Origin of the sequence: Xanthomonas sp. NCPPB 2922 (assembly GCF_041520885.1) — a bacterium.
Taxonomy (GTDB): Bacteria; Pseudomonadota; Gammaproteobacteria; order Xanthomonadales; family Xanthomonadaceae; genus Xanthomonas; species Xanthomonas campestris.
Genome location: NZ_JBGOFY010000004.1, coordinates 73089 through 93399, shown reverse-complemented (window position 1 = coordinate 93399; position 20311 = coordinate 73089). Strand labels below are relative to the sequence as shown.

General features: G+C 64.9%; 22 protein-coding genes and 1 pseudogene. 12 read left to right on the top strand and 11 right to left on the bottom strand.

The features are described from left to right. Positions 1–351 precede the first annotated feature (351 nt). The 4 genes from ACD584_RS07080 to ACD584_RS07065 all read right to left on the bottom strand — a co-directional run bounded on the left by ACD584_RS07080 (position 352) and on the right by ACD584_RS07065 (position 3047). A complete protein-coding gene (locus tag ACD584_RS07080; protein WP_076035986.1) occupies positions 352–1311 on the bottom strand; it encodes a cyclopropane-fatty-acyl-phospholipid synthase family protein in 960 nt (319 codons plus the stop codon). Between the two features lie 169 nt (positions 1312–1480). After that, entirely contained in the window at positions 1481–1987 is a 507-nt protein-coding gene (locus ACD584_RS07075) for a GNAT family N-acetyltransferase (protein ID WP_029217208.1), read from the bottom strand. 44 nt (positions 1988–2031) lie between these two features. Continuing rightward, positions 2032–2559: an alpha/beta hydrolase gene (locus ACD584_RS07070; RefSeq protein ID WP_042598807.1), complete on the bottom strand. Its 528-nt coding sequence runs from the start codon at positions 2557–2559 to the stop codon at positions 2032–2034. Next, positions 2556–3047: an MOSC domain-containing protein gene (locus ACD584_RS07065; RefSeq protein ID WP_076035987.1), complete on the bottom strand. Its 492-nt coding sequence runs from the start codon at positions 3045–3047 to the stop codon at positions 2556–2558. Before ACD584_RS07065 ends, ACD584_RS07070 begins: the two co-directional genes overlap by 4 nt. A 23-nt stretch (positions 3048–3070) precedes the next feature. Here ACD584_RS07065 and ACD584_RS07060 point away from each other — a divergent pair, with 23 nt between their 5' ends. Continuing rightward, the gene (locus ACD584_RS07060; RefSeq protein WP_042598805.1) at positions 3071–3646 is read left to right on the top strand and encodes an N-acetylmuramoyl-L-alanine amidase; all 576 of its coding nucleotides are present in this window, start codon (positions 3071–3073) and stop codon (positions 3644–3646) included. Between the two features lie 9 nt (positions 3647–3655). Here ACD584_RS07060 and ACD584_RS07055 read toward each other — a convergent pair whose 3' ends face one another. The 4 genes from ACD584_RS07055 to ACD584_RS07040 all read right to left on the bottom strand — a co-directional run bounded on the left by ACD584_RS07055 (position 3656) and on the right by ACD584_RS07040 (position 7150). Further along, complete coding sequence (locus tag ACD584_RS07055) at positions 3656–4606, bottom strand: DUF1684 domain-containing protein (RefSeq protein ID WP_076037731.1); 951 nt, start codon at positions 4604–4606, stop codon at positions 3656–3658. A gap of 73 nt (positions 4607–4679) precedes the next feature. After that, a complete protein-coding gene (locus ACD584_RS07050; protein WP_076035988.1) occupies positions 4680–5567 on the bottom strand; it encodes a sulfurtransferase in 888 nt (295 codons plus the stop codon). After that, positions 5564–6361 carry a CoA pyrophosphatase gene (locus tag ACD584_RS07045; RefSeq protein ID WP_011036720.1) on the bottom strand — a complete coding sequence of 266 codons (798 nt, stop codon included), beginning with the start codon at positions 6359–6361 and terminating at the stop codon, positions 5564–5566. The genes ACD584_RS07050 and ACD584_RS07045 overlap by 4 nt, the downstream gene beginning before the upstream one ends. A 90-nt stretch (positions 6362–6451) precedes the next feature. Next, positions 6452–7150: an FKBP-type peptidyl-prolyl cis-trans isomerase N-terminal domain-containing protein gene (locus ACD584_RS07040; RefSeq protein WP_004429231.1), complete on the bottom strand. Its 699-nt coding sequence runs from the start codon at positions 7148–7150 to the stop codon at positions 6452–6454. Between the two features lie 164 nt (positions 7151–7314). Here ACD584_RS07040 and ACD584_RS07035 point away from each other — a divergent pair, with 164 nt between their 5' ends. From ACD584_RS07035 to nth, 3 genes are read left to right on the top strand one after another with little or no spacing between them, the layout of a single operon-like run. Beyond that, positions 7315–8097: an enoyl-CoA hydratase/isomerase family protein gene (locus ACD584_RS07035; protein ID WP_076035989.1), complete on the top strand. Its 783-nt coding sequence runs from the start codon at positions 7315–7317 to the stop codon at positions 8095–8097. A gap of 10 nt (positions 8098–8107) precedes the next feature. Beyond that, entirely contained in the window at positions 8108–8476 is a 369-nt protein-coding gene (locus tag ACD584_RS07030) for a hypothetical protein (RefSeq protein ID WP_070692872.1), read from the top strand. After that, positions 8473–9156, top strand: coding sequence for an endonuclease III (gene nth / locus ACD584_RS07025; protein WP_076035990.1), 684 nt, complete (start codon positions 8473–8475; stop codon positions 9154–9156). Before ACD584_RS07030 ends, nth begins: the two co-directional genes overlap by 4 nt. A gap of 202 nt (positions 9157–9358) precedes the next feature. Here the strand turns inward: nth and ACD584_RS07020 are convergent, their stop codons facing one another. The 3 genes from ACD584_RS07020 to ACD584_RS07010 form a co-directional block, all read right to left on the bottom strand. After that, a complete protein-coding gene (locus tag ACD584_RS07020) occupies positions 9359–10918 on the bottom strand; it encodes a SulP family inorganic anion transporter (protein ID WP_070692868.1) in 1560 nt (519 codons plus the stop codon). Positions 10919–10930: 12 nt separating this feature from the next. Then, positions 10931–11611 carry a carbonic anhydrase gene (locus ACD584_RS07015; protein WP_011036715.1) on the bottom strand — a complete coding sequence of 227 codons (681 nt, stop codon included), beginning with the start codon at positions 11609–11611 and terminating at the stop codon, positions 10931–10933. 112 nt (positions 11612–11723) lie between these two features. Continuing rightward, on the bottom strand, positions 11724–12044 hold the full coding sequence (locus ACD584_RS07010) for a hypothetical protein (protein WP_175611797.1): 321 nt from the start codon (positions 12042–12044) through the stop codon (positions 11724–11726). Positions 12045–12383: 339 nt separating this feature from the next. Between ACD584_RS07010 and ACD584_RS07005 the strand changes: the two genes are divergently transcribed. The 8 genes and pseudogenes from ACD584_RS07005 to ACD584_RS06970 all read left to right on the top strand — a co-directional run bounded on the left by ACD584_RS07005 (position 12384) and on the right by ACD584_RS06970 (position 20275). Further along, positions 12384–13634, top strand: a complete 1251-nt coding sequence (locus ACD584_RS07005; RefSeq protein ID WP_076035992.1) for an OprO/OprP family phosphate-selective porin — start codon at positions 12384–12386, stop codon at positions 13632–13634. A gap of 192 nt (positions 13635–13826) precedes the next feature. Continuing rightward, positions 13827–14846, top strand: a complete 1020-nt coding sequence (pstS, locus tag ACD584_RS07000) for a phosphate ABC transporter substrate-binding protein PstS (RefSeq protein WP_175611509.1) — start codon at positions 13827–13829, stop codon at positions 14844–14846. 176 nt (positions 14847–15022) lie between these two features. Next, positions 15023–16114: a phosphate ABC transporter substrate-binding protein PstS gene (pstS, locus tag ACD584_RS06995; protein WP_011036712.1), complete on the top strand. Its 1092-nt coding sequence runs from the start codon at positions 15023–15025 to the stop codon at positions 16112–16114. Between the two features lie 112 nt (positions 16115–16226). After that, entirely contained in the window at positions 16227–17201 is a 975-nt protein-coding gene (pstC, locus tag ACD584_RS06990) for a phosphate ABC transporter permease subunit PstC (RefSeq protein ID WP_011036711.1), read from the top strand. Further along, the gene (gene pstA / locus ACD584_RS06985; RefSeq protein ID WP_076035994.1) at positions 17201–18064 is read left to right on the top strand and encodes a phosphate ABC transporter permease PstA; all 864 of its coding nucleotides are present in this window, start codon (positions 17201–17203) and stop codon (positions 18062–18064) included. Before pstC ends, pstA begins: the two co-directional genes overlap by 1 nt. A 22-nt stretch (positions 18065–18086) precedes the next feature. Further along, a complete protein-coding gene (pstB, locus tag ACD584_RS06980) occupies positions 18087–18917 on the top strand; it encodes a phosphate ABC transporter ATP-binding protein PstB (protein WP_011036709.1) in 831 nt (276 codons plus the stop codon). 120 nt (positions 18918–19037) lie between these two features. Beyond that, a complete protein-coding gene (gene phoU, locus ACD584_RS06975; RefSeq protein ID WP_011036708.1) occupies positions 19038–19748 on the top strand; it encodes a phosphate signaling complex protein PhoU in 711 nt (236 codons plus the stop codon). 135 nt (positions 19749–19883) lie between these two features. Further along, a pseudogene (locus tag ACD584_RS06970) lies at positions 19884–20275 on the top strand (RcnB family protein). Positions 20276–20311: the final 36 nt, after the last annotated feature.

Here is a 20311-nt window from a genome sequence, read left to right as displayed (position 1 = left end):
ATGCCAGCACGCGCGCCGATCCAACCGGAACGGCAGCGGGTTCGGCCGTCATCACGACGGCGGCATCAATGGCGCATTGGACCAACCCTCAAACGGTGAGCAATGGTGCAAGTGTAGGCCGGTGCGTGGGCGTGACGGAACCCTCTGGCACGTTTACGCCGCTGATTCCGTTCAACTTGTGCGTCATGTGAGAGCGGCTAGTGCGCATCGCATCCAACGCCCAGCGTTGGATGCCCAAGGCGATCCATCTTGCAGATCAGCGCGCGCCGCCTGTTGACCAGGCACACACCGAAACCCACGTTGCACACGCTCAAGCACCTGCAACCAGGGCCTGCACTCGGGAGTTACATCTCAGTCGCCCATCGGTTTCCGCGCAATCACCGTCGAAAAGATGCTTGCGCGATCATCGATGAAACGCACATCGGCAAACCCTGCGCTCTCCAGCTGTGTGCGGGTCTGCGCATGCGTACGGAACGACGCCCAGCGCGCCTGCACCACATCGTTGAATACCTGGCTCTGCAGCACCAACGCAGCGCCGTCGATCAGGTCCAGTTTCCAGGGCGATTCGGCACATAGGCTCGGCGGCGGCGTGAGAAAGCTCGCCACCAGCGTGCCGCCCGGCCGTAGCCTGTCGAAAAACGCGCGGTACAACGCAATCACACGCGCATCGTCCGGCTCATAGAGATTGAGGCCGTTGCTGGTCAACACATCCACGCTGTTCGGCTCGCCCGGCGCCCACGCATCCTCACGTTGCAGCGTCAACTGGCCTTCCAGGCCATAATGCTGCGCAAGCCGCAATGCACCGTCCAACGCCTGCGGGTCGAGATCGATACCGATCAGCCGCACATCCGGGCACTGCCCGTAGTCCAGGCTCAGCACGTCGCCCATCCAGCCGCACGGCAGCGAGGCCAGCGTCATGCCGGGCCGCAGCAATGCCTGCAACTGCGTACGGAAGATGCCAAAGCGCTCGCGCGTTGCGAGCACGGCGGGCGCCTTTTCGAAGAGTTCGTACTCCAGCGCAGGCGTCGTCTGCTGCACCAGGGTTCCTGCCTGATACGTCACCAGCTGATGCGTCCAATACGCATTGAGGCCACGGTTGCGCAGCAGGAACCGGCCCAGCTCCATCGCCCACAGCGCATCGACCAGTTGCAGCAAATGCTCCATTTCTGCAGCAGAGCGATCGTTGTGTTGACGCAGCCGCGTCTTGATCGACGCGAGCAAGGTCGCGTCATCGGTGTCCGTCTCGCCCAGATGCGAAATCACCCGGCCGTGCGGTGCCGTCTGCGGCGGTGGTTGCTCATCATGTTGCATCGTTCACCTTTGGCAATCGCCAATCGCTGTCTACCGCCATGGTGGCGCGTGCGGCGCTGCGATGCGGCCCAAAGGGCGAGGCAAGATGCCGGCGAGCGAATGCGCACGATGCGAGCGCAGCGCGGCTGCGCCATTACCCGTGCGCAGCGACCACAGCACAGCGAAAAGCTCAGCCCAGCCCGAAAGCCGGGTGATAGGCCACATCGGCCAGCGGCAGCAGCCGGTCGCCGAAGGCCAGCGCCTGCAATTCCGATGCAGGCGCGTCGGGCACGCTCAATCCCGGCTCCACCGCAAATCCCAACCGCCGGAAAAAGCCGGGTTCGCCGTAGGCCACGCAGCCGGCCGCACCGCGCTCGCGCAAGGTGGCCAGGGCCGCCTGCACCAGGCGCGTGCCGAGCCCCTGACGTTGATGGCCTGGGCCCACTGCCAGCGGTCCGAGTGCGAACCAGCCGGAAGAACCGTCGGACAAAGCCACCGGCGACACCGCCAGATGGCCGACCACATAGCCGTCGTGATCGGCGACCAACGACAGCGCCAGCGCATCGTCGTTACGCAGCGCGGCGATTACATGCTGCTCGTCATGCCGGCTGTGCTCGGCGCGCATGAAGGCCACCATCGTCAGCACCTCGATGGCAGCGGCGTCGCCGTCGCTCGCCTCACGGATCAGCACACTCATCGGCGCATCGGTCTGCGCCGAAGGCATGTCGTGGTCGTCGTGCATCACAGGCTCTGCAGCAGTTCGGCGAAGGCGCGCGAAGCGGCCTCCACGTGCGCACCCAGACGATGCCCGTCATCGACCAATAGCAGCCGCGCCGAACGGGCCTGCGCCCAGGCAATGACGTCGGCGGCCGGAATCAGTTCATCGTGCCAGGCATGCACGATGGAGATCGGCACCGCTGCGGCATCCAGCGCCGGCAACGGCCCCATCTTGGTCGGCGGCACCATCAGGAACAGCGCGCGTGTCGGCACCTGCAGCGAGACCTGTGCGGCGATGTAGGAGCCCAGGCTGGAGCCCGCCAGCACCACCGGGCCTTTCTCGGCGGCGGCGCGCGCAATCTCCAGCAAACGCTGCAGCCGGCCGCGCACGTCGCCCAGCTGGCCCAGGTCGCGGCGCGCGTCCAGGTCGGTGAAGTCTGGCCGCTCATGCGTCCATCCCAGGCGCTCGGCTACTTCTGCCAGCGCGGTGACCTTGAGCGCATCGGGCCCGCTTTCGAACCCATGCGCCAGGATGCAATGGCCGCGACTCATAGCGCCTGCACCGTATCGCCGATGCGCAGCACGCCGCCGCGCAGGATGCGCGCGCACAGCCCGCCGTGGCCGCGCATCGCGTTATAGCCGCGCGGCCCCAGCGCCTCTTCCATGCGTGAACACGGGTCGCAAGGGTCGGTGCCTTCCAGCTCCACCTCACCGATGCGGAACCGCCGTCCTTTCAGTGCAATCAACGGAATTCCAGCCACCACCAGGTTGCGGCGCAAGGTTGCCGGCGCCAGTGCCGCCTGGCCGGCCAATGCGGCAATCACCGGCAGGTGCTCGGCCTGGATCAGGGTGATGCCGCGCTTGCCGCTGCCGCCCTTGTAGCGATCGCCCACCAAGCCAATACCGGTGGTGGCCTGCGCCGCATCCACTTCCAGCATTGCCACATCACGCGCAGGACGCACGCCGATCCAGGTCACCTGCCCGGTCTGCGGCAGCGTCGCCATCAATTTGCCCAGCGGGCTGTCGGGATTCAAAGCCATCGTCGAATGCTAGCATCCGCACCATGTCCGATGCCGTCCTGCCGTCGCCCCCGATCACCTACGCGCCGTTGTCCTACGAATCGCGGCTGGCCCGGCGCACGCTGCGCAACATCGACATGGTGGTCATCCATTGCACCGAGCTGCCCGACATGGCGATGGCGCGCGAATACGGCGAACGCGTGCTTTACGACAGCGGCACCGGCAACAGCGGCCACTACTACATCGACCGCAATGGCAGCATTCAGCAATACGTGGCGCTGGAGCGCGTCGCCCACCACGTGCGCGGCCACAATCCGCACACGCTGGGCATCGAACTGGTCAACAGCGGGCGTTATCCGCATTGGCTGGATTCGCGCCATCAGCAGATGCACGAGCCCTATCCCGACGCGCAGATCAACGCGCTGGTGACCTTGCTGCAATGGTTGCAGCAACAGCTGCCGTCGGTACGGCGGATTGCCGGCCACGAGGCATTGGACACCACCCAGGAAGCGGCCAGCGACGACCCCTCGCGCAAGATCCAGCGCAAGCGCGACCCCGGGCCGTTGTTTCCGTGGGAGCGCATCGAAACTGCCGTGCGCTGGGTGCACGCGCCGCGCTGAGCGCCGCGCTCAGCGACCGGATGGGCGATAGGTCTTCTCGCCAGCATTGACCGCCAGATCCAGGCGATTGTCCGGCGGCGCAATCGGGCACACTACATGCGGTGTCAGCGCGCACGGCGGGTTCTCGGCCAGATTGAAATCCAGCACAACGCGGCCGTCGCGCGGTGCGTCTGTGTAGAGATAGCGCGCACCGCCGTAGCTTTCCTTGCCGCTGGTGCGGTCGGCGAACACGAAGAACAGCCGCGCATCGCCATCCTGTGCGATCGGACGCAGGCGATAGCGTTGGCCGTTGCGGGTGAACACCGCTTCGCCCGGCACCTGCACCGTCAACGGTGTGCCGATCGAGGTCAATAACGTGGTGGCACGTGGCGCGTCATACGGCTGCCACTGCGCGTCGATACGCCAGTGCGCATCGGTGGGGAAATAGTCCAGCTCACCGAACTGCGCCAGCGCTGCCGGGTCGCGAAACCGCCACCCGTACAAGGCGCCGGTCTGCACCACATAGAACTCGCGCGCATCGATGCGCAGACGGTCGCCCGGCTGCCCTGCCCGCTCGGGCGCCAGCGCCACCTCTGTCACGGGCTCGCCGTGCAGCGTCACTGCGGTGCCGGCCGCGGCCTGGAAGCGCAGCTGGCCTTCGGGACCCAGCGTCAGGTTGCCCAGTTGCGCAGGCCCCGCCGGCAGCACGATATCGGCATGCGGGTCGGCCCCCACCCGATAGCGGCCCGGGCGCACGCGGCCGGAGCCGGTGTAGCTCAACCAGCCATCCGGAGCATGCAATTGGGCACGGCGCGCCGCACGTGCGTGCGCAAGCGCTGCAGCGTAGCCGTCACGATCGGTACGCGCGCTCGACGGCTCAGCCGCTTCACCACTGCCCTGCGAGGTCGACCCGGCCGAACATGCAACCACCAGCACGATTCCCACGACGCCTATCGCGCCACGCTGCAACTGCCACCGCATCAGCACACCCAACACTGCGAGAACTGCGCTCCGCGCAGCGAGCCTGCGTCCCCACAGGCCACCTTTCCTGCGCCTATTGTGCCTGCAATCGGCTAGCGACCGCGACCGGGCGGCTGCGATCCTGCAACCAGCCGCTCCACGATCCGGCATACACGCGCGCACCGGAGAGCCCTGCCACCTCCAGCGCGAGCAGCAGATGGCAGGCGGTCACACCCGAGCCACACATCACCACGGCCTGCTCCGGTGCGTAGTCGCCCAGCAGCGCGCCCAGCTCGGCGCGCAACTCCGCCGCCGGCTTGAACCGCCCATCGCGCAGGCTCATGCCGAGCGGGCGACTCACCGCGCCCGGCACATGCCCGGCCACCGGATCGATGGGCTCCACCTCGCCACGAAAGCGCTCGCCGGCGCGTGCGTCGAGCAGCCAGCCCGGCGCCGCGTCCAGGCGCGCCAGGATCGCCTCGGCGTCCACCACCGCATCCGCATCGAAACTGCCCGGATACGCGCCGCTGTCGACCGGCACAGGCACTGCCGTGGTCTCGGGCAACCCGGCCGCACGCCAGGCGGCCAGGCCGCCATCCAGCACCGCCACGCGGCGATGGCCCATCAGCCGCAGCATCCACCACGCACGTGCGGCCGCCATGCTGCCGTCGGCCGCGTCATAGACCACCACCTGGCTGTCGGGCGTGATCCCCCAGCGGCCGAGCTGGGCCGCGAAGACATCACTGTGCGGCAGCGGATGACGCCCTTGCCCAGGGCGCGACACATCCGCCAGCGCGTCGTGCAGACCGGCGAAATGCGCACCCGGCAGATGTCCTTGTGCGTAGTCGCGCTGTGCGGCGCCCGGGTCCGGCACAGTGGGCGGTGCCGCCCGCGCATCCAGCAGACGCAGCTGCGGGTGCTGCAGCGCTGCTGCCAGGGTGGCGCTGTCCACCAGCGTGGTCCAGTCGGGTTCGGCACTCATGCACTCTGCTCCAGACGACGGCGAAGATTGAGAAGAATGGCCGCGGTGGCACCCCAGATCCGGTGACCGGGCCAGTCGTATTCGAGCACGCGACGTGGCCGGCCGCGGTACTCCAGCTCCACGCTGCGCAGATTGTCCGGGTCCATCAGATAGGCCAGTGGCACCTCGAAGACGTCGGCCACCTCGTCCGGCTGCGGTACGGCCACAAAGGCCGGGTCGATCACCGCCACCACCGGGGTGACGCGGAATCCGCTCACGGTCAGAAACGGGTCCAGATAGCCCAGTGCGTGCACCTGCTGCGCGCCCAGCGCGATTTCCTCGCAGCTTTCGCGCAAGGCCGCCGCCGCCGCATCGGCATCGGACGGCTCGATCCGGCCACCGGGGAAACTCACCTGCCCGGCGTGGTGGCGCAGGCTGTCGGTGCGCCGCGTCAGCAACACCATCGTGCCCTGCGTGCGCGGCACCAGTCCGCATAACACCGCAGCTTCCGCCGAGGCGCCACCTTCGGTGAGATCGATCAACTCGGCATGGTTCCAGCCGGGCCCGTCCGGCGCGGTGTGCAGCGGATACAGCGCACGCTGCAAGGCCGCGCACTCGGGCAGCTGCGCCGCCAACGCGCGCGCGGGCAGCACCGTCTGCAGATATTCCAGGCGTTCACCGTCACTCATGCTCATCCAGCGTGCAATTTCATCCAGGCTCCGCAGGCAACCGACACAGCTCCCCTGCGCGTCCAGCGAACATACACCGATACACGGGCTGGCCAGGCCACCGCTGTTCGAATCCTCGCCCTGCATCGTGCGGCCTCCGCGCGTGATGTCCTTCCGATACCTGAAACGACAACGCCGGCCTGGTGGCCGGCGTTGTCACAGCAACAGCGAACGCAATTACTTGACGCTGACCAGCTTGATCTCGAACTGCACGGCCACGTTCGGCGGGAACGGGGTACGCGGGTCGGCACCATAGGCCTTTTCCGGCGGCAGGGTCACTTCCCACTTGGAGCCGGCCGGCATCTGCAGCAGCGTATCGCGCATGGCCTGCATCTCGACTTCGCTGACCTTGATGGCCGGGATCTGCTGCGCAGGACGTGCCTTCTCGCGGTCGCCGAAGGGGAACGGACCGGCGACTTCGAGCTGCACGGTGCTGGCCTGGGTCGGCTTGGCGCCCTTGCCGGCTTCGATCACGCGGTACTGCACGCCGCTCGGCAGCGTCTGCACGCCAGCGGTGCTCTTGTTCTTGGCCAGGAACGCATCGCTCTTGGTCTTGTTGGCGGCAGCGGCCTTGTCGTACTCGGCCTTGGCCTGCTGGGCACGGCCCTGCTCACGCTTCTGGAACGCTTCCACGGCCGGCTTCAGCTGGTCGGCAGTGATGGCCGGCTGCTTCTTGGCATAGGCGTCTTGCAGACCCTTCACCACCGAGTTGATATCCAGCTGTTCACCACGTCCGGTGAGCTCGGCAAGGTTGTTGCCGTAGTCATAACCAAAGTAGTAGCTCAGCTTGCCCTTCTCGGACGTTGTGTCCTGGGCCAGTGCATTGCCCGTCAGGGCCAGGGCCGCCACAGCGACCGCGATCGAACGCAACTTCATCAAACAATTCTCCAGGGTGGTGGCACAGGACGGGTCTGCCGCCTGAGATGACGCGCTAGGATAGCGGCCGCGATAGCGAACCGCTACTTATCACGAAACCAATGACCAGCAAGGGTTTCAGAAGTTCCGCATTTACTTTTTTTTTACGTTAGCCAGGAAGTTCGATGTCCAATCACGTCATTCTGATCGCAGACCACGCCAATGTCCGGACCATTACGGTCAATCGCCCGGACAAACTGAACGCCTTGAACCAGCAGATCATGCAGGCGCTGGATGCGGCATTTGCAGAGGCGGCAGCGGCAGAAGACGTGCGCGTAGTCGTGCTGACCGGCGCCGGCCCCAAGGCTTTCGTGGCCGGCGCGGACATCGCCGAGATGAGCGAGCTCTCCGCAATGCAGGGCCGCGAGTTTTCACTGTTGGGGCAGCGGCTGATGCGCCGGATCGAGCGGATGCCCAAGCCGGTGATCGCCATGGTCAACGGGTTCGCGTTGGGTGGCGGGCTGGAACTGGCGATGGCCTGCCACCTGCGCATTGCCGCCGCCACTGCACGGATCGGGCAACCGGAAATCAATCTGGGCCTGATCCCGGGCTTCGGCGGCACGCAACGCCTGCTCCGCCTCACCGGCCGCGCCGCCGCATTGGAGCTGTGCCTGCTCGGCATGCCGATCGATGCCGCGCGCGCCCTGCAACTGGGCCTGGTCAATCGCGTGGTCGAACCAGAGGCCTTGCAGGCAGAAACCACCGCACTGGCCGAGCGCCTGGCCGGCTCCGCACCGCTCGCACTGCGCGGCATCCTGGATGCGGTGGTGGTGGGTGGCGAATGCGGCATGGAAGAAGGCCTGCAGCTGGAAACCGCACAATTTGCCCTGCTGTTTGCGACCGACGACATGCGCGAAGGCACACGTGCGTTTCTCGACAAGCGCCCCGCGCAGTTCCGCAATCGCTGATCGCATCGCCATGAATGCCGATGCAGTTTCCCCGCCGCATGCACTGCCTTTGCAGTTGTTCGAACGCGTGCTGGCCGACGATCTCGATGGCGCGCTGGCGCTCGGGCTGATGGAGTACTGCCCTGAACAGCACGACGCAGTGGATCCCGCTGTGACCGCCACCCTGCTTGCCGCACAGCAACGCCTGCAGACCGCATGGGCGGCGCGTCAACGCTATCAAGCACGCATGGCGCGCTTGCAACGACGCGCGGCCGAACGTGACGCGCGCCGCGCACCTGCGCCCACGCTCGCGCAACCCGCAGCGCCAGCGCTGCCCCCGCTCGCCGCCGCGATCCTGGCGCGCGCGAAAGCCAAAGCCAGCGGTGGAGCGTCCACATGAGCAGCGCACTTCCCGCATCGCCCCCGCGTCGCGGCAGCACCCTGCGTAAGCCGGAGATACAGGAGCTGTTTGCGCGGCTGCGCGAACTCAACCCGCATCCCACCACCGAGCTGGAATACACCACGCCGTTCGAACTGCTGATTGCGGTGCTGTTGTCCGCACAAGCCACCGACGTGGGCGTCAACAAGGCCACGCGCAAGCTGTACCCGGTTGCCAATACGCCATGCGACATCCTGGACCTGGGCGAAGAAGGCCTGAAGCGCTACATCTCGACGATTGGATTGTTCAACGCCAAGGCCAAGAACGTCATCACCACCTGCCGCATCCTGCTGGAGCGTTACGGCGGCGAGGTGCCACATGATCGGGCCGCGCTCGAGGCGCTACCTGGCGTGGGCCGCAAGACCGCCAACGTGGTGCTCAACACCGCGTTCGGCGAACCCACCATGGCCGTGGACACCCACATCTTTCGCGTCGCCAACCGCACCGGCCTGGCACCCGGCAAGGACGTGCGCGTGGTCGAAGACAAATTGGTCAAGGTCATTCCGGCCGAATTTCTGCACGACGCCCACCACTGGCTGATCCTGCACGGGCGCTACGTCTGCAAGGCACGCAAACCGGATTGCCCGAATTGCGTGATCCACGATCTATGCCGCTACCGCGACAAGACCGTGGCCGCCTGATCGCCAAAGGAAGATTGCGGAAGCAAGGATCGGGCTGCGCGCAATAACCGGCAGCCGAAAGCCGCCATTGCGAGCCCCCAATCTGCAAATCCCCAATCCCGGCCCAAAAAAAATCGCGACCGGATGATGCGTCTTATCGGCGCCATGCATCATCCGGTCACGACAGGACACACCCGGCGCGAACGCCGGGTGGCTATCAGGGTCAGGCCGCTTTGCGCGGTTCCTGCGTCGGCACAGGATCCACCTTGCGCTGGCCCTCCACGCGACGATCCAGCTCATTCCAGTCCACGGCCAGCTCGCAGCCGCGCGACGCTGCATTGCGGCTCCAGTCCCGCAGCAACTCGATGCACGCATGGTCGACATGATGCAGCTTGGCCACGTCCAGATGCAGCACCGTGTTCGGCGGAACGCTTTCCAGCGTGCGCGCCATCGCCGGCACCTTCAGGAACGTTGCAGAACCCTGCAGGGTCAGATGCATTTCGTCCTTCTTGTCGGCGTGCTCGCGCACCTCGACCTTCAGGCGCGAGGAATGCAGGGCCAGACGGAACAGCGACAGACCGAAACCAATCAGCACACCGGTCAGCAGGTCGGTGGCCACGATCGCAAACGTGGTGGCCAGATAGATCGCCGCGGTGCCGCGGCCATAGGTCGCCAGTTCCTTGACCTGACCGATCTTGATCATCTTCACGCCGGTGTAGACCAGGATGCCGGCCAGACAGGCTACCGGCGTCATCCGCAACAGCCACGGCAGCAGCATCGCAAACACCAGCAGCCAGCTGCCGTGCAGGATGGTCGACGCACGCGTGGCAGCACCGGCCTGCACATTGGCCGCACTACGCACGATCACGCCGGTCATCGGCAAAGCACCCAGGAAACCGCACAGCATGTTGCCAACGCCCTGGGCCGCCAGCTCACGGTCGTACTGCGTCCGTGCGCCCTGGTGCATCCGATCCACCGCCGCTGCCGACAACAAGGTCTCGGCACTGGCGATGAAGGCGAAGGTCACCGCCGACACCAGCAAGGTGTGGTTGAACACCCCGAAGATGTCGGAAAGGCTGGGAATGCTGATCGCCGAAAACAGGTTGGTCGGCACATCGACCTTGTTGACGTTCAGTCCCTGCAGCTGCACGGTCGCCGTTACCACCACCACCGCGATCAACGCACCCGGCAGGAAGCGCAGGCGCTGCGGACGCAGCTTGTCCCACGCCAGGATGATGCCGATGGTCGCCAGGCCCACGAACAAGGCGGTGCGGCCGGTGCCTTCGCTGATCGCCTGCCACAACACGGCAGGCAGTGCAGCGAAGTTCTCCAGACCACGCGCCTTGGGCGCTGCATCCATCAATACGTGCGCCTGCGAAGCCACGATCAGGATGCCGATGCCCGACAACATACCGGCCACCACGGCCGGCGACGTCATCCGGAACCACACCCCTGCCCGGCACAGACCGGCAACCAGCTGGATCGCGCCAGCCACCAGAATCACCGGGCCGAGCGCGGCAGCGCCATGCTCGCGCACCAGTTCGAACACCAACACAGCCAGGCCGGCGGCCGGGCCGCTCACCTGCAACGGTGAGCCCGCCAGAAAACCAACAACCAGTCCGCCGATGATGCCGGTGATCAGACCCGTTGCCGGCGGCATGCCGGATGCGATCGCGATGCCCATACACAAGGGCAACGCGACAAGGAAGACCACCACTGACGCGAGCAAATCACGCCCGAACAGCCCCTGACGGAAATATCCGCCGATACCTGCTGTGTTCATGAGTGTGCTCCGTCAGACGAGTTCAGCCCGCACCGCTTGCTGCAAGCGCGGGCGAGGAGTGGCTTCGGGAGTCGTCTCGCCCAGGAGCGGGCGGAAGCCCCCCTTTTCGGCATCGAAGGCGCGGATCTCTCCGTGGGCGATATCGTAGATCCAGCCATGGATCCGCAACGTGCCTGCCGCCAGGCGTGCTGCCACGACCGGTTGCGTCCGCAGATGGTCCAGCTGCGAGACCACGTTCTCTTCGGTCATGCAGCTCAGCGCCTCCTGGCTGGCCGGATCATGGCCATGGTGGGCGGTGACGTGACGCGCTGCGTCGGTGTGCTTCAACCAGGCAGCCACGGACGGCACATCTTCCAGCGACTCGGGCTTGAGCACGGCCTTCATGGCGCCGCAGTCGGTATGGCCGCAGACCACGATGTGGCGCACACCCAACACAGCGATGGCGTATTCGATCGCCGCAACCACACCACTGACGTGCTGCGAGTAAGGCGGCACCACATTGCCGATGTTGCGGTAGACGAACAATTCGCCGGGCTGCGCGGAGAAGATCAGCTCCGGCATGACGCGCGAGTCGGCGCAGGTGATGAACAGCGTGTGCGGCTTCTGGCCGGCAGCGAGTTCATGAAAGCGCGCACTCTGGCGCGGATACACTTCCTTACGGAAATGACGAAAACCTTCAAGCAAACTTTCCATGGGAGATAACCTCTAGGCAACGGATAGCGATCCGCGGCGCAAACCGCGAATTGCGAAATTGAACAAATCAAAGAGAATCCGGCGGAAACGCCGGGTACAGCGACAGCTGGGATCAGGCGCGCAGGGCGTTTGGAGGACGCAGTTGCGGGATCAGGTCGCGTTTGTGATTTGCCGGCGCGTGATGCGCGTACCAAGAGGGTGAATACCGCGCCAGCACCGGCCATGCTTGGGAGAGCAAGGGGATATCGTCTGCAGGCTGTGTATCGACTTGGGTCTGGGAGTCCCCATCGTCCTGCGGATCTTCGGGGGCATCGCGTTCTTCGCCAGCATCCACCATCACCGCCAAGCCGTCGCCCACCACCGCATTCTGGATGCGGGTGTGCGCATTGGCTGCCGACCACGCGGTGAGCGCGAGCAGACAAACCAACAGCAATTGGAGGAATCGCGGAAACATGGTCTCGAAACTAACAATTTAGAACCCGGCAGCGCAAGTGGTGCGATGCACAAAGTGCGATGGAACGCGCCACTTGCAGACTGCGGTTCAGCTCGCCATTAACTAAGTCACGCAAATCGCCCTGTTTCAGCGCCCAACAGAACTGTCATAAACGCGACTTCGTTCAGACTCATGACACACAATGACAAAGACAAAACACGCGTAAATCTTTGTCTTGATTGACAAAAAGTGTTCCGACGAGCGGTTGCGGAATTGTCACATTAACGCAACTTTCACGGCCTAGCCTGCGCCCACTTTCTCGTCAGGTCGCAAGGCACCATGAAACTTTCTCCTACCCTGCTCGGCTCCGCATTGCTGATGGCGCTCGCCGCGCCGGCAGCCCACGCCGAAATCGCCATCGATGTGATCGGCGGCTCGGAAATGTCGCTGGAAGGCCTGGTCCAGGCCGATGGCAACTGGTTCCACAACGACGTGCAGGATCTCAACGGCCCGATCGGCGCCAACGGCGACAATTCCGAATTCAGCATTCGCCGCGCCGAGCTGGTGCTCAAGGGCAAGGGGCCGGGCAACTTTGAATGGGTCGCCGGCTACGACCCCAGCGTGCTGAAGGAAGTCACTGTGCGCGGCACCACCATCCGCAGCACCGGGCGCTTCCTGGACAACAACATCAAGTACAAGTTCGGCGGCAACGCCAACAACTACCTGCAGTTTGGCCAGTTCAAGCAGCCCAACAGCCTGGAAGAGCTGTCCAGCACCAAGAACAATGACTTCGTGTCCAAGGCCGCGGTCACCAATACCTACGGCATCTCGCGCCGGCTCGGTGTGGCGTACGGCATGGGCGACAACAACTGGAGCCTGACCGCCAGCGCGTTCGGCCGCGAACTGACCCGCAACCAGGCCCACGGCAGCGGCTACGGCGCACGCGGCACCTGGGCGCCGATCAATGAGACCGGCAGTGTGCTGCACTTCGGCCTCAGCTATCTGGCCTACGACACCGACGACGACACCCTGCGCCTGCGCGCGCGCCCCGACGCCGACCTCACCACCGTGCGCCTGATCGACAGCGGTGCCATCACCAATGTCGACAACGTGGGCGTGGCCGGCGCTGAAGCGATGTGGATCACCGGGCCGTTCAAGCTGCAGAGCGAGTACTTCCAGGAAAACGCCAACCGCATCGGTGCCAACGCAAACGACTATAAGAGTGACGGCTGGTACGTCAGCGGGGTCTGGAACATCACCGGCGAGACCTGGGGCTACAAGGCCGGCGTGCCGACCACCCCGCTGCCCAACGAACCGGCATCGGGCATGTGGCAGCTGGCAGTGCGCTACGACACCCTGGACCTCAACGACGGCCATCTGGTCGCCAACGGCAACACGCCGTTCGTCGATGGCGTGCTGGGCGGCAAGATGGATGTGTGGACCATCGGCGCCAACTGGTACTGGCGCTCCAACTTCAAGTTCGCACTCGACTACGCCAAGGTCGAAAGCACCCGCTACAACAGCGCCACCCGCGGGCTGGTCGACGACAACCCGTCGATCATCGAGGCACGCGCGCAGTTCTATTGGTAAGCCATCGCAGCGGCCGGCGTCTGCGGACGCCTGCCGCCGGCATTGACGGCACGTGGCCCTGTGCGTCGCTGTGACAGGCGCCACTTCCGTCCCGTCATCTTCGTGTCATCTCCCCGACATTGCGCAGTCACGCCGTTGCCCTGCAATGGCGCCCTGCGGGACGTCATCCCTATCGCTACAAGGAGCTGTTCCGTGATCTCTTCCATCAAATCCCGTCTGGCTGTCTGCGTGCTCGCTGCCGCACTGGCCATGGGCGCCCAGGCTGCCGATGTCACCGGCGCCGGCGCATCGTTCATTTACCCGGTCATGTCGAAGTGGTCGGCCGACTACAACACCGCCACCAAGAAGCAGGTCAACTACCAATCGATCGGCTCCGGCGGTGGCATTGCGCAGATCAAGGCCGCCAGCGTGGATTTCGGTTCTTCCGATGCCCCGCTCAAGCCCGAAGAGTTGGCTGCCGCCGGGCTGGCGCAGTTTCCCTCGGTGATCGGCGGCGTGGTGCCGGTGATCAACGTGCCGGGCATCGCTGCCGGTGCGTTCAAGCTGGACGGCAAGACCCTGGGCGATATCTTCCTGGGCAAGGTCACCACCTGGAACGATGCGGCCATCGTTGCGCTGAACCCGGGCGTGAAGCTGCCCGACAGCAAGATCACCGTGGTGCATCGCTCCGACGGTTCGGGCACCAGCTTCAACTTCACCAACTACCTGTCCAAGGTCAATCCGGACTGGAAGAGCAAGGTCGGCGAAGGCACCGCGGTGCAGTGGCCGACCGGCATCGGCGGCAAGGGCAACGAAGGCGTGGCCGCCTACGTGAAGCAGATCAAGGGCGGCATCGGCTATGTCGAGCTGTCGTATGCGCTGCAGAACAAGATGGCCTACACCGCGATGAAGAATGCGGCCGGCAAGTTCGTGCAGCCGTCCGATGAGACCTTCGCCGCGGCCGCCAACAGTGCCGACTGGGGCAGCAGCAAGGACTTCTACCTGGTGATGACCAATGCCGCCGGCGACAACGCCTGGCCGATCACCGCCACCAATTTCATCCTGGTGCAGAAGAAGCCGAAGAATCCGGCCGGCCTGAAGAACACCCTGGAGTTCTTCCGCTGGGTCTATAGCAAGGGCGATGCGCAGGCCAAGGCGCTGGACTACGTGCCGCTGCCGGACACGCTGGTCAGCCAGATCGAAGCCTACTGGGCCAAGACCCTGCCCCGCTAAGTGCACAGGACCGACGCCGTCTCTCTCCCGGCGTCCGGACCGGGACGCGGACTTTCGGGTCCGCGTCTTTTTTTGTGATGCCAGTGCCCGGACGGCGCTGTCATGCACGTGTAACAAAAACATCATTTCATAGCTGCGTCTGCCGGACACCCGGCCAATCCTGCCTCGGAGCCACCATGAAACTGCAGTCGGCCAGCCTGACCGCCCTGTCCCTCACCATCGCCCTTGCCCTGGCGGCCTGCTCGCCCGGCAAGGACGCGCAGTCCGGCGATCCCGCACAAGGCGGTGCCAACGCAGGCGCGGCGGCCGGCGAGAGCAAGAGTGCGGAGATCGCCGGCGCCGGTGCGTCCTTCATCTACCCGCTGGTGTCCAAGTGGTCGGCCGACTACAACGCCGCCACCGGCAACAAGGTCAATTACCAGTCGATCGGTTCGGGCGGCGGCATTGCGCAGATCAAGGCCGGCACCGTGGATTTCGGCTCCTCCGACAAGCCGCTCGATAGCGCCGAGCTGCAGCAGGCCGGCCTGGGCCAGTTCCCCTCGGCCATCGGCGGCGTGGTGCCGGTGGTGAACATCGAAGGCATGGCGCCCGGCAAGCTGCGCCTGACCGGCGCCCTGCTCGGCGACATCTTCCTGGGCAAGGTCACCATGTGGAACGACGCGGCGATTGCTGCGGCCAACCCGGGCGTGACCCTGCCGGCGACCAAGATCAACCTGGTGCATCGCTCCGACGGTTCGGGCACCACGTTCAACTTCTCCAACTACCTGTCCAAGGTCAGCCCGGAGTGGAAGACCAAGGTCGGCGAAGGCACCTCGGTGCAGTGGCCGGGCGGCGTGGGCGGCAAGGGCAACGAAGGCGTGGCCTCGTACGTGCAGCAGATCAAGGGCTCGATCGGCTATGTCGAACTGGCCTACGCGCTGCAGAACAAGATGCCGTACGCGTCGATGCAGAACGCTGCCGGCCAGTGGGTGGAGCCGAACGCTGAAAGCTTCGGCGCCGCAGCGGCCAGCGCCGACTGGACCAATGCCAAGGACTTCAACCTGGTGATCACCAATGCACCGGGCGAGAAGGCCTGGCCGATCACCGCGACCAACTTCATGCTGATGCACAAGCAGCCCAAGGATGCGGCCCGCAGCAAGGCCACGCTGGACTTCTTCAAGTGGGCACTGGAAAACGGCCAGGCCCAGGCCAGCGAACTGCACTACGTGCCGCTGCCGCCGGAGCTGGTGAAGCAGATCGAAGCCTACTGGGGCAGCGAGTTCAAGTGATGTTCGCCTCCCGCCGCTGTGGCGGGTTGCGCTGCGACGCGGTGCCTGAGGGCGCCGCGTCGATCCTGCTATCTCACGCTCCCGCGATTGCGCGGGTGACGAGCCCAATCGAATGAATGCCACCGCCATTCCCGAAGCGATGACCGCACCGCGCGGCCGCGATCTGCGCGATGCGCGTGCCGATCGCCTGTTCAAACTGGCATTGGCGGCAACCGTCGTCTTCGTCCTGCTGGCCCTGGGCAGCGCTGCGCTGTCGATGTTGTGGGGCGGACGCCACGCGCTGCAGATGCAGGGCCTGAGCTTCTTCTATTCCGCCGACTGGAATCCGGTCGAGAACAAATACGGTGCGCTGGCACCGATCTACGGCACCTTGGTCACTGCGCTGATCGCGATGGTGATTGCAGTGCCGGTGAGTTTCGGAATCGCCTTCTTCCTCACCGAAGTGGCGCCGCGCTGGTTGCGCGGCCCGGTCGGCACGGCAATCGAGTTGCTCGCCGGCATTCCTTCGATCATCTACGGCATGTGGGGCCTGTTCGTGCTGGTGCCGGTGATGACCGAGCACGTGACGCCATGGCTCAACGACAACCTGGGCACGCTGCCGCTGATCGGCAAGTTGTTTCAGGGCCCGCCGCTGGGCATCGGCCTGCTGACCGCCGGCTTTGTGCTGGCGATCATGGTGATCCCGTTCATTTCCTCGGTGATGCGCGAAGTGTTCCTGACCGTGCCGACGCGCCTGAAGGAATCGGCGTACGCGCTGGGATCGACCAAGTGGGAAGTCAGCTGGGACATCGTGCTGCCCTACACGCGGTCTGCGGTGATTGGGGGCGTGTTCCTGGGCTTGGGCCGCGCACTGGGTGAAACCATGGCGGTGGCCTTCGTGGTCGGCAACACGGTGCGGCTGTCGCCGTCGCTGCTCGAACCCGGCACCACGATTGCGGCATTGATCGCCAACGATTTCGGTGAGGCAACCGAAACCTATCGCTCCGCGCTGCTGTTGCTGGGCTTCGTGTTGTTCATCGTGACCTTCATCGTGCTGGCCATTGCGCGCTTCATGCTGATGCAGCTGTCGCGCCGGGAGGGCAACTGATGTCGTCGGTCTCGCAACACCTCTACACGCGGCGCCGCATCACCAATGTGGTGGCGCTGCTGCTGTCCTGCGTCACGGCATTGTTCGGCCTGTTCTTCCTCGGCTGGATCCTGTGGACGTTGCTGTCCAAGGGCGTGCCCGGCATCGACGTCAACCTGTTTACCAAGATGACCCCGCCGCCGATGCAGGAAGGCGGCTTGCTCAATGCCTTCTTCGGCAGCGCGGTGATGTGTGGCCTGGCAATCGCGATCGGCACGCCGCTGGGCGTGGCGGCCGGTACCTGGCTGGCCGAATACGGCAATACGCGCAAGACCGGCGTGGTGGTGCGCTTCGTCAACGACATCCTGTTGTCGGCACCGTCCATCGTGCTGGGCCTGTTCGTGTACACGCTGTACGTGATGCAGACCGGCGGGCGCTTCTCCGCGTTTGCCGGTGCGCTGTCGCTGGCCTTCATCGTGCTGCCGGTGGTGGTGCGCACCACCGATGAAATGCTGCGCCTGGTGCCTTCGCAAATGCGCGAAGCCGCGCTGTCGCTGGGCATTCCGCATTGGAAGGTGACCGTGCAGGTGCTGTATCGCAGCGCGTCTGCAGGCATCGTCACCGGCGTGCTGCTGGCGCTGGCGCGTATCAGCGGCGAAACCGCACCACTGCTGTTCACTGCCTTCGGCAACCAGTACTGGAACAGCAACATCTTCCAGCCGATGGCCAGCGTGCCGGTGATCATGAACCAGTTTGCCGGCAGCCCGTATGAGTCGTGGCAGACCCTGGCCTGGTCGGGTGCACTGGTACTGACCGTGTTCGTCTTGTTGGTGAGCCTGGGCGCACGTGCGCTGCTGTTGCGTAACAAGATTTCCAATGACTGACCTTTCTTTCCGGACGCCCGACATGAACGATCTCCAAAACGCCAAGCCGATGCATCGCATCGCTGTTCCGGCCGCCAAGGGGGCGCCGACGGCGCAGGCGCCGGTGAAGGTGGCCGCACGCAATCTGGACTTCTATTACGACAAGTACCACGCGCTCAAGGGCATCAATATCGAAATCCCGGAAAAGCGCGTCACCGCGCTGATCGGGCCATCCGGTTGCGGCAAGTCCACGCTGCTGCGCATCTTCAACCGCATCTATGCGCTGTACCCGAAACTGGAAGCGCGTGGCGAAGTGCTGCTGGATGGCGAAAATATCCTCTCGCCGAAATATCCGATGAACCGCCTGCGCAGCAAGGTGGGCATGGTGTTCCAGAAGCCGGTGCCGTTTCCGATGACCATCTTCGAAAACGTGGCCTACGGCATCCGTCACCACGAGAAACTGTCCAAGGCCGACATGCAGAACCGCGTCGAGCACGCGCTGCGCCAGGGCGCGCTGTGGGACGAGGTCAAGGACAAGCTTGGCCAAAGCGCACTGGGTCTGTCCGGTGGCCAGCAGCAGCGCCTGTGTATCGCGCGTGCGGTGGCGCTGCGGCCGGACGTGCTGTTGCTGGACGAACCGACCTCCGCGCTGGATCCCATTTCCACCAGCCGTATCGAGCAACTGGTGGAAGAACTCAAGCGCGATTACACCATCGTGATCGTGACCCACAACATGCAGCAGGCCGCGCGCGTGTCCGATTACACCGCCTTCATGTATCTGGGCGACCTGATCGAACACGATCGCACCGAAACCATTTTCTCGCAGCCGTCCAAGCAGCAGACCGAGGACTACATCACCGGCCGCTTCGGCTGATGTAGGCCTGCCGTATCACCGCATTGAAGCAGCTCCGCCACCCCGCCGCGTGCGACGCCACCTGCATGCGCATGCCTGGGCAGGGACGGACATCCACCACTGCCACGAATCGAGAACACGATGAACCAGCACCTCAACGACCACATCGTCAAAAGCTACGACGAGGAGCAGCACCGTCTTGTCGCCGAAATCGTGCGCATGGGTGATACCGCAGTGGCGCAGCTGGAAGCGGCGCTGGATGTGGTGGAACGCCGTGATGACAATGCCGCGCACCGTATCGTGGTCAACGACGAAGCCATCGACGCGCTGGAACATGCGATCAGCCACGACGTGATGCGGCTGGCATTGCGCGGGCCGATGGCGCGCGACCTGCGCGAGATCCTGGCCGGCCTGCGGATTCCTGCAGATATCGAGCGCATCGGCGATTACGCCGCCAACGTGGCCAAGCGCTCGATCGCACTCAATTCCGCGCCGCCGCTGCCGCAGACGGTGGGCTTGCGTGCACTCGGCCAGATGGCGGCCGATGCGGTACGCGAAGCCGTGCAGGCCTACCGCAACAAGGACGCCGAGGCGGCCATCCGTGTGCGCGACGAAGATGCACGTCTGGACGCGCAGTACACCGCGTTGTTCCGCGAGTTGCTCACCTACATGATGGAAGACCCGCGCAATATCACCCCGTGCACGCATCTGCTGTTCATGGCCAAGAACCTGGAACGGATCGGCGACCACGCCACCAACATCGCCGAGAACGTCTGGTTCCTGGTGCATGGCGAGCAGCCGCTGCCGCCGCGACTGAAGCGCGACGAGACCAGCACTACCGGCGTCATCTGAGGCCAGCGCCTGCCCCCAGCGGCGCCGCGGATGGCCGGGAGATCGCCCGCAAAGCCTTATTTAATTACGTATTCATCTTTAGACTCCTAGGGTGAAATCACACAGGCAGTCCCTGTGACCTCAGGAGTCGCGCAGATGAAACGCATCATTGGTTCCTTCATGGCCCTGTTGCTGCTGGCGTCTGGCGGCGCGTTTGCCGCACCTCAGCAGCACGACAACCGCGGCCACGACGACGATCGCAACCGGTCTGCACAACGTCATGACAACCGTGGCCTTGACCGTCACGACGACAGCCGCGACGATCACCGCAATGCCGCGCCAACGACCACCGCAACAAACGCCACGGCCCGCCCTACCGCCGCGGCGAACGGCTGGCACCGGACCATCGCGGCAACCGCGTGGCCGACTACCGCAAGCATCATCTGAACACGCCGCCGCGTGGCCACGAGTGGCGCCGTGTGGACAACACCTACGTGTTGATCGCGGTTGCGACCGGCCTGATTGCCAGCGTGGTCGCCGGCCGCTGATATCTGCGCCCCGCAGCTGACGTCAGCAGGCCCGAT

Bases quoted from the DNA above. Each gene is read 5' to 3' on its own strand.
- ACD584_RS07080 (WP_076035986.1), bottom strand. From the start codon at position 1,311: ATGCAACATGATGAGCAACCACCGCCGCAGACGGCACCGCACGGCCGG.
- ACD584_RS07075 (WP_029217208.1), bottom strand. From the start codon at position 1,987: ATGAGTGTGCTGATCCGTGAGGCGAGCGACGGCGACGCCGCTGCCATC.
- ACD584_RS07070 (WP_042598807.1), bottom strand. From the start codon at position 2,559: ATGAGTCGCGGCCATTGCATCCTGGCGCATGGGTTCGAAAGCGGGCCC.
- ACD584_RS07065 (WP_076035987.1), bottom strand. From the start codon at position 3,047: ATGGCTTTGAATCCCGACAGCCCGCTGGGCAAATTGATGGCGACGCTG.
- ACD584_RS07060 (WP_042598805.1), top strand. From the start codon at position 3,071: ATGTCCGATGCCGTCCTGCCGTCGCCCCCGATCACCTACGCGCCGTTG.
- ACD584_RS07055 (WP_076037731.1), bottom strand. From the start codon at position 4,606: ATGCGGTGGCAGTTGCAGCGTGGCGCGATAGGCGTCGTGGGAATCGTG.
- ACD584_RS07050 (WP_076035988.1), bottom strand. From the start codon at position 5,567: ATGAGTGCCGAACCCGACTGGACCACGCTGGTGGACAGCGCCACCCTG.
- ACD584_RS07045 (WP_011036720.1), bottom strand. From the start codon at position 6,361: ATGCAGGGCGAGGATTCGAACAGCGGTGGCCTGGCCAGCCCGTGTATC.
- ACD584_RS07040 (WP_004429231.1), bottom strand. From the start codon at position 7,150: ATGAAGTTGCGTTCGATCGCGGTCGCTGTGGCGGCCCTGGCCCTGACG.
- ACD584_RS07035 (WP_076035989.1), top strand. From the start codon at position 7,315: ATGTCCAATCACGTCATTCTGATCGCAGACCACGCCAATGTCCGGACC.
- ACD584_RS07030 (WP_070692872.1), top strand. From the start codon at position 8,108: ATGAATGCCGATGCAGTTTCCCCGCCGCATGCACTGCCTTTGCAGTTG.
- nth (WP_076035990.1), top strand. From the start codon at position 8,473: ATGAGCAGCGCACTTCCCGCATCGCCCCCGCGTCGCGGCAGCACCCTG.
- ACD584_RS07020 (WP_070692868.1), bottom strand. From the start codon at position 10,918: ATGAACACAGCAGGTATCGGCGGATATTTCCGTCAGGGGCTGTTCGGG.
- ACD584_RS07015 (WP_011036715.1), bottom strand. From the start codon at position 11,611: ATGGAAAGTTTGCTTGAAGGTTTTCGTCATTTCCGTAAGGAAGTGTAT.
- ACD584_RS07005 (WP_076035992.1), top strand. From the start codon at position 12,384: ATGAAACTTTCTCCTACCCTGCTCGGCTCCGCATTGCTGATGGCGCTC.
- pstS (WP_011036712.1), top strand. From the start codon at position 15,023: ATGAAACTGCAGTCGGCCAGCCTGACCGCCCTGTCCCTCACCATCGCC.
- pstC (WP_011036711.1), top strand. From the start codon at position 16,227: ATGAATGCCACCGCCATTCCCGAAGCGATGACCGCACCGCGCGGCCGC.
- pstA (WP_076035994.1), top strand. From the start codon at position 17,201: ATGTCGTCGGTCTCGCAACACCTCTACACGCGGCGCCGCATCACCAAT.
- pstB (WP_011036709.1), top strand. From the start codon at position 18,087: ATGAACGATCTCCAAAACGCCAAGCCGATGCATCGCATCGCTGTTCCG.
- phoU (WP_011036708.1), top strand. From the start codon at position 19,038: ATGAACCAGCACCTCAACGACCACATCGTCAAAAGCTACGACGAGGAG.